13 protein-coding genes are annotated in these 11,460 nt (G+C 69.8%); 7 read left to right on the top strand and 6 right to left on the bottom strand.

Annotated features, from left to right (window positions below):
- Positions 1-495 (bottom strand): single-stranded DNA-binding protein (gene ssb, locus AO398_RS25330; RefSeq protein WP_058194932.1); only part of this gene is annotated, 495 nt, incomplete at its 3' end.
- 168 nt (positions 496-663) lie between these two features.
- Complete coding sequence (locus tag AO398_RS25335; protein ID WP_058194933.1) at positions 664-1,680, bottom strand: NADP-dependent oxidoreductase; 1,017 nt, start codon at positions 1,678-1,680, stop codon at positions 664-666.
- A 108-nt stretch (positions 1,681-1,788) separates the two neighbouring features.
- Here AO398_RS25335 and AO398_RS25340 point away from each other — a divergent pair, with 108 nt between their 5' ends.
- Positions 1,789-2,187, top strand: coding sequence for a DUF4174 domain-containing protein (locus AO398_RS25340; RefSeq protein ID WP_201025838.1), 399 nt, complete (start codon positions 1,789-1,791; stop codon positions 2,185-2,187).
- A gap of 441 nt (positions 2,188-2,628) precedes the next feature.
- A complete protein-coding gene (locus tag AO398_RS29190; protein ID WP_167367624.1) occupies positions 2,629-2,805 on the top strand; it encodes a hypothetical protein in 177 nt (58 codons plus the stop codon).
- 14 nt (positions 2,806-2,819) lie between these two features.
- Here AO398_RS29190 and AO398_RS25345 read toward each other — a convergent pair whose 3' ends face one another.
- The 3 genes from AO398_RS25345 to AO398_RS25355 form a co-directional block, all read right to left on the bottom strand.
- Complete coding sequence (locus tag AO398_RS25345) at positions 2,820-3,185, bottom strand: hypothetical protein (protein ID WP_058194935.1); 366 nt, start codon at positions 3,183-3,185, stop codon at positions 2,820-2,822.
- Between the two features lie 142 nt (positions 3,186-3,327).
- On the bottom strand, positions 3,328-3,702 hold the full coding sequence (locus AO398_RS25350; protein ID WP_152997651.1) for a hypothetical protein: 375 nt from the start codon (positions 3,700-3,702) through the stop codon (positions 3,328-3,330).
- 54 nt (positions 3,703-3,756) lie between these two features.
- A complete protein-coding gene (locus tag AO398_RS25355; protein WP_058194936.1) occupies positions 3,757-4,689 on the bottom strand; it encodes a protein-methionine-sulfoxide reductase heme-binding subunit MsrQ in 933 nt (310 codons plus the stop codon).
- Between the two features lie 197 nt (positions 4,690-4,886).
- On the opposite strand from AO398_RS25355, the gene AO398_RS25360 reads away from it, so the two are divergent.
- Entirely contained in the window at positions 4,887-5,897 is a 1,011-nt protein-coding gene (locus tag AO398_RS25360) for an aldo/keto reductase (RefSeq protein WP_058194937.1), read from the top strand.
- Positions 5,898-6,109: 212 nt separating this feature from the next.
- Here AO398_RS25360 and AO398_RS25365 read toward each other — a convergent pair whose 3' ends face one another.
- Complete coding sequence (locus AO398_RS25365) at positions 6,110-7,531, bottom strand: DUF2254 family protein (protein WP_058194938.1); 1,422 nt, start codon at positions 7,529-7,531, stop codon at positions 6,110-6,112.
- A gap of 395 nt (positions 7,532-7,926) precedes the next feature.
- On the opposite strand from AO398_RS25365, the gene rimP reads away from it, so the two are divergent.
- The 4 genes from rimP to AO398_RS25385 all read left to right on the top strand — a co-directional run.
- On the top strand, positions 7,927-8,706 hold the full coding sequence (gene rimP / locus AO398_RS25370; RefSeq protein WP_058194939.1) for a ribosome maturation factor RimP: 780 nt from the start codon (positions 7,927-7,929) through the stop codon (positions 8,704-8,706).
- Between the two features lie 71 nt (positions 8,707-8,777).
- Positions 8,778-10,340, top strand: a complete 1,563-nt coding sequence (nusA, locus tag AO398_RS25375; RefSeq protein WP_058194940.1) for a transcription termination factor NusA — start codon at positions 8,778-8,780, stop codon at positions 10,338-10,340.
- Positions 10,341-10,436: 96 nt separating this feature from the next.
- Positions 10,437-11,171 (top strand): RNA-binding protein, encoded by a 735-nt coding sequence (locus AO398_RS25380; RefSeq protein ID WP_058194941.1) that lies wholly within the window; start codon positions 10,437-10,439, stop codon positions 11,169-11,171.
- Between the two features lie 79 nt (positions 11,172-11,250).
- A partial coding sequence (locus AO398_RS25385) for a translation initiation factor IF-2 associated domain-containing protein (protein WP_058194942.1) occupies positions 11,251-11,460 on the top strand: 210 nt, incomplete at its 3' end.

The raw sequence follows: 11,460 nt of genomic DNA on the forward strand, positions 1-11,460 counted from the left end.
TCCGCCACCGCAGCCGCCGCCCTGGCCGCGACCCCCGCCGCAATCACCGCCGCGGTCGCCGCCCCGGCCACCGCCCGAGTCGCCGCCACGGCTGATCTGGCCGCCGCCCTCGTCCTCGCCGGCGAAGTCGCCGCCGCCACCGCCGCGGCCGTCGAGGAGGGTCATCTCGCCGCGGAAGCGCTGGAGCACCACCTCGGTGGTGTACTTCTCGACGCCGGAATTGTCGGTCCATTTCCGGGTCTGGAGCTGGCCCTCGATATAGACCTTCGAGCCCTTGCGCAGGTACTGCTCGGCCACCCGGGCGAGGTTGTCGTTGTAGATCACGACCGAGTGCCACTCGGTCTTCTCCTTGCGCTCGCCGGAGGCCTTGTCCTTCCAGGACTCGGAGGTCGCCAGCCGCAGGTTGCAGACCGGGTCGCCCGAGCCGAGGCGGCGCATCTCCGGGTCGCGCCCGAGATTGCCCACCAGAATCACCTTGTTGACGCTGCCCGCCATCGCTCTCTCCTCACCGTACGGATCTCACTGGGCTCATCACCCGGCGGCCGGGGACTCATGCGCCCGGGCCGTCGGAGCGGCAACCTGCGGTCGCGGATTGTGCCCGTAATCCGCAGCTCGCCGACGATGTTTGTTCTATCTCTGTTCCAACGAATCGGCAAGATCCGCTTAGGGGATATGCACAACCAGCTTACCAAAATTCCGGCCCTTCAGCAGGCCGATGAACGCCTCGGGCGCGTTCTCCAGGCCCTCGACCACGTCCTCCCGGTAGCGGACCTTGCCCTCCCGGATCCACGCCCCGACCTCGCTCCTGAAGGTCTCGGCCTGGTCGGCGAAATCCCAGACGATGAAGCCCTGGATGTGCAGGCGGTTCGTGAGCACCGAACGCATCAGGCCGGGGAGCCGGTCCGGGCCGGGGGGCGTCTCGGTGGCGTTGTAGGCCGAGACCAGGCCGCAGACCGGGATCCGGGCGAACGGGTTGAGCAGCGGCATCACGGCAGCGAAGACGGCGCCGCCGACATTCTCGAAATACACGTCGATGCCCTTGGGGCAGGCCTCGGCCAGCGCCCCGGGCAGGTCGGATCCGCGATGGTCCACCGCCGCGTCGAAGCCGAGCTCCTCCGTGAGGTAGCGGCACTTGTCCGGCCCGCCCGCGATCCCCACCGCCCGGGCGCCCTTCAGCCTGGCGATCTGCCCGACCAGCGACCCCACCGGCCCGGTGGCGGCGGCCACCACCACGGTCTCCCCGGGTTTCGGCTGCCCGATATTGAGCAGGCCGGTATACGCGGTCATACCCGGCATCCCGAGCACGCCGACCGCCGTCGAGGGCGGGGCCGCGTCCGGATCGACCCGGCGGGTGCCCTGTCCGTCGGTGGCAAAGTACTCCTGCCAGCCTGCGAAGGCCGTGCGAAGAGTTCCAACTGGTATATCGGGATTCTTCGAAGCGACGACCTCGCCGACCACCTCGGCGGTGATCGGTTCGCCGATCTGCACCGGGGTCGCGTAGGATTTCGCGTCGCTCATCCGGCCGCGCATATACGGGTCGAGGGACAACCAGCGGGTGCGCAGCAGGATCTGGCCCGGTCCGATCTCCGGCACCGGACCCTCCTCCAGGCGGAAGTTCTCCGGCTTCGGCTCCCCATGCGGGCGCGACGCCAGGACGATGCGGCGGTTCACGGCGTTCATGAAAGACTCCCGGGTGTTCTGCCTGCGACCCCCGATCTGGGGCGTCGCACCCCGGCGGCCAATGGGGCGCCCCGCGCGTTGACCGGGATCGGCGAGCGAGGAGCCATGATGCGCGCAACCCTGATTGGCTTCGGCTTGGCCGCCCTGACGGCAGGCGCCGCGGCGGCCGGACCGCTCGATGCCTATCGCTGGCGGTCCCGGGTCCTGGTGCTCTCGGCCCCCGACGCCGCCGATGCCGATCTGCGCGCCCAGCGCGCCGCGCTCGGGCGCGTGCGGGGTGGCGTATCGGAGCGCGACCTCGTGGTGCTGGAGGCGGTCGGGACCGGCGCCGAGGCCCGAGCTCTGCGCGCGCAACTGTCTCTGCCGGAAGGCGAATTCCGGGCGGTCCTGATCGGCAAGGATGGCGGCGCCAAGCTCACGGAAGCGGCACCGATCCCGCCCCAAAAACTGTTCGTCACGATCGACGCGATGCCGATGCGGCGGGGCGAGATCCAGGGCGCGCGATAGGGGCTGGAGGCGGCCCTTTGAAGGTGATGGGCTGAGAGCCGGAACATGGCGTCGCGCCGGCCCGCACGGCCTTTTCCCGGGCGCATGCAGCGTCAGCGAAATGCGACCCGGGACCCAGCACACGACGACGCGCAGCGTCCGCCTGATTAACCCGTGCCGCTGGCGCGGCGCTTCGTGTGCTGGGTCCCGGATCAGGTTCCGCTCCGCTGCACCTGTCCGGGAAAGGGGCGCGCGTGATTGGCTCGTGAGCGCCGATCCCGCGACGCGCATCTGGCCAGACACCTTGAAAGGGCTGGGGCCGGAGGGCCCGGTTTCCGGGGATGGCGGGGCCTGCGGACACCAACGGTTAAGCCTACCGGCCTATCACCGAGCGGTGTCGGCGGCCGTGTTGCGGCCGTCCGTTGAGGCCCGCCAGGACGCGCGAACGAGACGCTCGCATCGATGACCCGAGAACAAGTCGCCACCGCCATCCGCCGCCTCGTCAGCCTCCAGGTCGAGGATATCGAGCGCGCGGTCCGCGACGGCCACAAGACCATCGCGCTGAACGAGCTGGCGGATCTGAACCGCCAGCTCAAGGCCTTCGCGGCCGCCCTCAAGAAGGCCCCGGCCCGGATCTGACCGGGGCCGCGATCCTACCAGCGGGGCCCGCCCCAGCGGCGGGGCGGATAATCCTCGGGCGGAGGCGGCGGCGGGGGCGGCCCGCGCTCGTAGGCCTGCTCGTCGCAGACCCGCACCCGGCGGACCACCGGCGCACCGTCCGGATCGAACCGGCGGCGAACGAATTCCCGGCACGCCTCGGGCGGCGCCGCGGTGAAGCGGGGCCTGCGGAATTCCGGCTCGGGCGGGGGCGGCGGCGGGCGCCGCTCATAGCCATCGCCGGGACCGCCATAGCCGTGGGGCGGCGGATAGGGCCCATCGAAATCGGCGGCCAGCGCCGGGGCCGCGGCGAGCAGCAGGGCGCAGAATCCGGCGCGCCCGATAACATGACGGAGGGGCACTGGTGGGCCTCGGCAGGAAGCGGCGGCGGGGATCGCGGCCATCGATGCCGGAGACTGCGCCGCGCCGCCTGAACCCCTGCCGCCTCCCCGGTTGCCCACCGTTCAGCCGGCGAACCCGGTTATCGCTCCGCCGAAGCGGGCTTCAGTTCTGCATCGCGTTGATCTCGCACTGCGCGTATTCCCCGCTCGCCTTCACGTAGGCGTTGAGCTTCTGGACATAGGCCTCGGCGATCGGCCGGAATGTCTGCGCTTGCAGGTTGTAGGCCTTGACCGCGTCGTTGAAGCTGTAGGCCTCCCAACCGGGACAGCCGCCCTTGGCGTCGAGGCAGGCCGGCTTCTCGGGCAGGGCCGGCTTGACCGGCCGCGCCGAGGCCGGCGGCGGCTCGGGCGCCTTGCAGGCCGTGGCCACCGGGGCGGCGGCCGGCGCCGGCGCGCCCTTGTCCGGGGTGGCTTTGGGCGCCGCCAGGGCAAGGGTCGGCGCGAGCATGCCCGCGATGAGGAGAAGCCTGCCGCGCATTGCCCATGTCACTCCGCTGCGGCGTGAGAACCGCCGGTGGCGGGTTCTGCGGCATCAGGCGGACGGCGACAAGGGTTCCGTCAGAGCGGTTTTGGCTTGGGTCCTGCGCGGCGCACCGGGCGCCGCCCGCAGCGTCCGGTCCGTGGTGCGCGCGCCGCGCACGAGGGCGATGGCCGGCATCAGCAGCCCGGTCGCCAGGACCCACCAAGCCGGGCGGATCGGGCCGGAGAAGTCGAGATTGGCCGCCAGCACGAGGCTGGCCGGAACGCCGCTGGCGAGCCCGTACCAGGCCGCCTCGAGTCCCGCTGTTGCGAGGCCGCCGAGGATCGCGAGGAGCAGCAGCGACCACGGCCGCTCCGGCAGCTTGAACCGCCGCATCGCCCGCCAGCCCATCAGCAGCAGGAACAACCCGGCGGAGAAGACCGGATCGCTGACATCGATCTTCGATTGCAGGAAGTAATGGACCAGCGCCAGCACCGCGATCGTGTAGACGAGCCGGTGCAGCCGGTGCCAGTTCGGGCCGAGGTTGCGGATCGCCGCGTCCGTGGAGGTCAGCCCCAGGGCGATCAGGCCGATCAGCGCCACGAAGCCGATCGTCAGGTAGAGCCGCAGGGCGATCTCGGTGGCGACCTTGGTCAGGACCAGGTTCTGATCGACCGCGTAGAGGGTGAGATGCGCCACCGCGTAGGCCATCACGGTGATGCCGAGCATGCGCCGGACCACCAGCACCTTCCCCCAATCGGCGATGCGGCGCAGCGGCGAGATCGCCAGCGAGAACAGCAGGAAGCGCACCGCCCACTCGCCGGTGGCGTGGATCAGCGCGGTGATCGGCTTGGCGCCGAGCGCGTCGAGCCGGTAGGCCGCCGCCAGGTACGCGGCCGGCGCGATGCAGGCCAGGAATACCGCGAGCTTCAGCCACGAGAGGCGCCCGGCCCGGTCGAGCCAGGGGAGGGGGATACCGAGGGGAACGGCCAGGCGGTCGATCATTGCTTTCGGACTCGGCCTTCTGACATCGGAAGCGGCGTGGCCGTCGGGCCAGGGTATAGGAGTGCGAAACCGGCGCTTGTGTGGATCGCTCCCCGCGCGGGTCGGTTCGCCGCGGATGTCCCCGGTGTTACGCCGGCACGGTTGACCTCGCCGCCCAAGCGCCGAGATTGCGGGCGGACGGACACCGGATGGATCCCATGCAGTACCGCAATCTCGGCCGCTCCGGCCTCAAGGTCTCGCCGATCTGCCTCGGCACGATGATGTTCGGCGGGCCCACCGACGAGGCCACCGCCGGGCGCATCGTCGGCAGCGCCCGGGAGGCGGGCATCAACTTCATCGACACGGCCAACGTCTACACCGAGGGCCGCTCGGAGGAGATCACCGGCCGGGCGATCAAGGGCGACCGCGCCGCCTGGATTCTCGCCACCAAGGTCGCCAACCCGACGGGCCAGGGCGTCAACGACCGCGGCCTGTCGCGGGTCCACGTCATGAAGGCCGCCGAGGACAGCCTGCGCCGCCTCGGCACGGAATTCATCGACATCTACTACCTCCACAAGGAGGATCACGACACGCCGCTCGCGGAGACCGTGCGGGCGATGGCCGATCTCGTACGGGCGGGCAAGATCCGGCATTTCGGCGTCTCGAACCACCGGTCCTGGCGGGTCGCCGAGATCTGCCGGCTCTGCGACGAGATCGGGATCGACCGGCCGGTGGTGAGCCAGCCCTATTACAACGCCTTCAACCGCATGCCCGAGACCGAGCACCTTCCGGCCTGCGCTCATTACGGGCTCGGCGTCGTCCCGTACTCGCCCCTCGCCCGCGGCGTGCTGACCGGCAAGTACGATCCGGACGCCCCACCCCCGGCCGAATCCCGCGCTGGCCGGCAGGACGCCCGGATGATGCAGACCGAGTGGCGGCCGGAATCCCTGCGCATCGCCCGCACCCTGAAGGAGCATGCCGAGGGCCGCGGCATCACGGCCGGGCAATTCGCCACCGCCTGGGTGCTGAACAACCGCCTCGTCACCGGCGTCATCGCCGGGCCGCGCACCGAGGCGCAATGGCAGGAATATCTCGGCGCCCTCGACTACGCCTTCACCCCGGAGGACGAGGCCCTGGTGGACGGCTTCGTGGCCGCCGGGCACCCGACCACGCCGGGCTACAACGATCCGGCCTATCCGCTGGAGGGGCGGATCCCGCGGGGCGTTTGATGTCCGCCGGCCACGGCACCCGACGGGCGCTCGCCCGGATGGACCGTGATCGGTGCCTCTCCCATCCACCCCCCTCATCCTGAGACGCGAGCGCAGCGAACCTCGAAGGAGTCTTCCAGGGATCGCGCGGCCGGCGGAAGGCCTCCGCCGAGGGCTTCGCTGCGCCACCTTCAGGATGAGGGCGAGCGCGGGAAGACCGGTCCGACACGCTCTTAAGAGGTCGTTCCCGGCACGCGGGTCGAGCGTGAGTTCAGCTTGCCCAGGCTGGCGGCGAGTTCAGCCGACGCCTCGGAGACGGCCCTGGCGACGACGATGAAGCCGCGCTCGGTGAGGGCCTTTGCCATGTCCTCCAGAGCGGCTTCGAGCTGACGGGTCAGGACGTGCTCTCCGAGGCTCGACAGGGTGCGATTGGCGACATCGGCGAGCCTGTCCGCCGTCGGCTGCCCGACATGACGGAGCAGGATCGCCAGGGTCTTGATGGCTTCCGTGAGGGTCTGGGACTGGATCGACTCGGAAGCCACCACGATCACGGCTTCGAGGGCGTCGGTCGCGATGATCGGTGCGGCATCCGCGTAGACGATGCAGGAGCTTGGATCTTCGAGCGGCTGGTTCTCGTCCTCGCTCCAGTGCGCGATGATGTCCCGCAGGGCCTGGATGACCGAGAGGCCGGGGCTGGGGTTGGATTTCGACGTCGAGACCGAGGTCCAGGCGATGGTCGAGAGCTGGTGTAGGCCATAGGCGGCGTCGTGCTGGAGGTCGCGACCGTCGTCGTAGGTGAGCGCTTTCAGCGTCTCGCCGACGAGGCTTTCCCGTGCCCCCGCGTCGAGCGTCGTGCCGGGCCGGCAGCGCACCTGGAACAGGGGGTCGTTGACGGCGCGATACGTCCCGACGGTGATGTCGAATTCGATCTCGACCGCCGCTTGGGCATGCCGCCGCACGGCCTCTTCGATGCGCGGGAGATCGAGGCGGACGACGTACCCGCTTTCCCGCGCGCGGATCGATGCGGCCACGGGCCAGTCCGCCCGCGCCGTCCTCCGGGTGGCGGCAAGCAGCCGGAGATCTTCATCGCGGGCTTCCAGAACCCGGTCGTGGATGAATTGGATGATCTGCGCCGGCCGCATCTGATCGATCGTGTTGTAGATCATCACGATGATGAGGCAGAGGGCCGAGGTGGTCAGCAGCAGGGCGATCGTGGTCCCGAAGACGGGCCGGTGAAAGCCGGTGTTGGTGACGAGCGTCATCAGGACGAACACCGACAGGCCGACGAAATACCCGAAATAGAACTGGTTCGTGCGCCGGGCCATGAACTGGTCGGTGACCTGCGCGGTCAGGGCGGCCGCCCCCTGTTGGACGGCGAGCAACAGGAGTGAGAAGGTGATGGAGGTGACGGTGATGATGCTGGACGCCACCGTCGTCAGGAGGCCACCCAGGGCCGCTCGGTCGCCCAGCAATTTGCCGAGCCACGCGAACCCGGCCGGCGCATCGCCCCCGGACCAGGACCGATCCGCCAGATAGACCAGGGCGTTCAGGCATACGAACCCGATGACGGTCGCGAGCGGCAGAGCAAGGAACTGCCGGAACGACCGCCTGACAGCGCTGACGAAGCGGCCCGGTACCGACTTGATCGTCTTCATGCTCAAATGTTGCCTGGAATCGATTGCTGGTTGCGAGGCGTATAGCAAATCCGACCCGGCGATCTCGCCAGTATCGACCCGGCGGGAACCAAGCCGATCGCATGGTCCCGGGGCGAGGCCGGATCGGGTTCGTGCGCGCGGGCGCACCCTGGCCCTGACCCGATCCGTCCGATTGCATCACGTCTCCGGCGCGCCACGTCGCTGATCTGCCTTGCGCTCGCGGCCGAGCGCGGCTATCTATCGCTCAACAGTTCTGATGGCAGTCGCGAGGCTGCGGTTCGGGAGTGGGCCCCACCGGGTCCGCTCTTTTTTTTCGCCGCGTCAGGTTTGGCAGCGCGAGACCGCACGTTCGGACGTGCCGCCCAGAACGCCGCAAAGGTTGCGCGCTGATATCCATGTCGTCCGAGATCGAAGCGGATCTGTCCGAGAAGCGCCTCGTCCGCGAGAGCGGCGTCGCCGCTCGCGTGGTGCAGGTGATCGAGGGGCCGGTCCAGGGCCTCGGCTTCCGGCTGGTCCGGGTGAAGGTCACCAACACCAACGGTTGCACCGTCCAGATCATGGCCGAGCGGCCGGACGGCACCTTCTCGATCGACGATTGCGAGGCGGTGAGCCGGGCGATCTCGCCGGTGCTCGACGTCGACGATCCGGTGGGCACCGCCTACAATCTCGAGATCTCGTCACCGGGGATCGACCGACCGCTGGTGCGGGTCTCGGATTTCGCCCGCTGGGCGGGCTACGAGGCCAAGATCGAGCTGAGCCCGCCGCTCGACGGCCGCAAACGCTTCCGTGGCATCCTGGGCGCGCCGGACGCGGAAAAGCTGACCGTCCCCATCGACCTGCCGGACGTGAAGGAAGGGCTGCCGAGCCGGATCGACCTTCCGCTGCGGGATCTGGCCGATGCGCATCTCGTGCTCACCGACGAGCTGATCCGCGAGTCCCTGCGTCGCGGCGGCCCGCTGGCCGACGATGCGGACGCGCTGGACGAAGACGACGCGGCCGAGGACGACGCGCCGGCGGCGCCGGCCTGGCCCGCGCCGAAGCCGCAGGGTCCGCAGGGCAAGGCTGCCAAAGCCGACCCGAAGGCCCCGAAAGAGAAGAAGCCGCCCCGCACCGGCCCCAAGAAGCCGGTCGTGTCCAAGGCGTCCCGTCTGAAGAGCCGCGACGACCTGCATTGAATTGAGATTCGGGCTCGGCCACCCTCGGGTGCCCGGCACGAAGACTTGACGGAAGAGAAGGACCGACACCGATGGCCGTCGTCAGCGCCAACAGGCTCGAACTCCTCCAGATCGCCGACGCGGTCGCCCGCGAGAAGGTGATCGACCGCTCCATCGTGATCGACGCGATGGAGGAGGCGATCGCCAAGGCGGCGCGCTCCCGCTACGGCGCGGAGACCGACGTTCACGCCGAGATCGACAACAAGACCGGAGCCCTGCGCCTGTCGCGCCACCTCCTGGTGGTCGATCAGGTCGAGAACGACGCCCGCGAGATCACCCTGGACCAGGCCCGCCGCTACAACCCGGGCGCGCTGGTCGGCGACGTGATCTCCGACACCCTGCCGCCCTTCGATTTCGGCCGCGTCGCCGCCCAGTCGGCCAAGCAGGTCATCGTCCAGAAGGTGCGCGACCCCGAGCGCGCCCGCCAGTTCGACGAGTACAAGGATCGCATCGGCGAGATCCTCAACGGCATCGTCAAGCGGGTCGAGTACGGCAACGTCATCGTCGACCTGGGCCGGGGCGAGGGCATCGTCCGCCGGGACGAGATGATCCCGCGCGAGACCTTCCGGCCGGGCGACCGGATCCGTTCCTACCTGTTCGACGTGCGCTCGGAAGTGCGCGGCCCGCAGATCTTCCTGTCACGCTCGCACCCGCAATTCATGGCCAAGCTGTTCGGCCAGGAAGTGCCCGAGATCTATGATGGCATCGTCGAGGTGAAGGCGGTGGCCCGCGATCCGGGCTCCCGCGCCAAGATCGCCGTGATTTCCCGCGACGGCAGCATCGACCCGGTCGGCGCCTGCGTCGGCATGCGCGGCTCGCGCGTCCAGGCGGTGGTCGGCGAGCTCCAGGGCGAGAAGATCGACATCATCCCGTGGTCCGAGGACGAGGCGACCTTCATCGTCAACGCCCTTCAGCCCGCGGAAGTGGTGAAGGTCGTGCTCGACGAGGAGGCCGACCGCATCGAGGTGGTGGTGCCCGACGACCAGCTGTCGCTGGCCATCGGCCGCCGCGGCCAGAACGTGCGTCTGGCCTCGCAGCTCACCGGCTGGGACATCGACATCCTGACCGAGGCCGAGGAATCCGAGCGGCGCCAGAAGGAGTTCGCCGAGCGGACCCAGGTGTTCATGGAGGCGCTCGACGTCGACGAGACCGTCGGCCAGCTGCTGGCGGCCGAAGGCTTCCGCAACGTCGACGAGATCGCCTACGTCGACATCCAGGAACTGTCCGGCATCCAGGGGCTCGACGACGAGACCGGCGCCGAGATCCAGGCCCGCGCCCAGGATCACCTCGCCCGGATCGAGCAGGAGCACGATGCCCGCCGCACCGAACTCGGCGTCGCCGACGAGCTGCGCGAGATCGAGGGCATCACCACGCCCATGATGGTGGCGCTCGGCGAGAACGACGTGAAGTCCGTCGAGGACCTGGCGGGCTGCGCCACGGACGACCTCGTCGGCTACACCGAGGGCCGCGGCCCCGAGGCCGTGCGCCATGCCGGCTACCTCGACGGCTTCGAGCTGTCGCGGGCCGAGGCCGAGGGCCTGATCATGGCTGCCCGCCTCAAGGCCGGCTGGATCGAGGCGCTGCCCGAGCCGTAGGCCGAGGAGGGCGCTGAGACCGCCGAGGGCGAGGAGGGCACCGAGCCCGCCTCCACCCCGGCCGAGGCCTGAGCGGAGGCTGCGGCGGACGCGCGGATGGCCGAGGTCGATACGACCCCGCCCGACGAGGGGCAGGATCCGGGGCTCGATCCCGGGGGGCTCGATAGCGGCCCCGGCCGGCGCGTGCCGCAACGCACCTGCATCGTCACGCGCGTCGTCCAGCCGCCCGAAGCGATGATCCGGTTCGTGCGCGGTCCGGATGGCGCCGTGGTGCCGGACCTCCGCGCCAAGCTGCCCGGGCGCGGGGCCTGGATCAGCGCCCGGCGCGACACCGTGACGACGGCGGTCCGCAAGAATCTGTTCCCGCGGGCTTTCAAGGGGCCCGCCCAGGCCGGCCCCGACCTGCCCGACCGGATCGTCACCGGCCTGCGCGAGGATCTGCGGCAGGCCATCGCCATGGCCAACAAGGCGGGATGCGTGGTCGCAGGGTTCTCGAAGGTCGAGGCGGCGATCGGCGGCCAGCCCGGCGCGGTGGCGCTGATCCATGCCGCAGAAGCCAGTCCCGACGGTCGCCGGAAGATCGCGTCGGCCTTGTACAGACGCCACGGTGAGGCCATGTCAAGGATACCGATCATCGACGACCTGTCCGAAGATGAATTGGACATGGCCTTGGGTCGGGATCATGTGATACACGCTGCGCTCGTCGCAGGAGCCGGAGCTGCCGGCTGCCTGTCGCGTTGGCGTCGGCTACGCTCCTTCGAGGGCGCCGCCGCGGCGACCGAGGAGCCCGATCCAGCCCGAATCGGCGGGATCGACGAAGCCTCACGTTGACGACGCACCAGGACGAATTTGGCTGGCGCCACCGGGCGTCGGTTCACGGGACGATGGAAACCCTCAGGGTTCAGGCTGAATGAGCGACACGAACAACCCGGGCGACAAGACTCTGAACAGGACTTCTCCGAAGCCGCTCTCCCTCAAGCGGCCGATCGAGGCGGGCACCGTACGTCAGAGCTTCTCCCATGGCCGCTCCAAGCAGGTCGTGGTCGAGACGGTCAAGCGCCGCGGCGTCGGCGCAGCGCCGGCCGCTCCTGCCCGTGAACCTGCGCCCGCCCCGCGCCCG

Source organism: Methylobacterium sp. GXS13 (genome assembly GCF_001455965.1).
GTDB lineage: Bacteria > Pseudomonadota > Alphaproteobacteria > Rhizobiales > Beijerinckiaceae > Methylobacterium.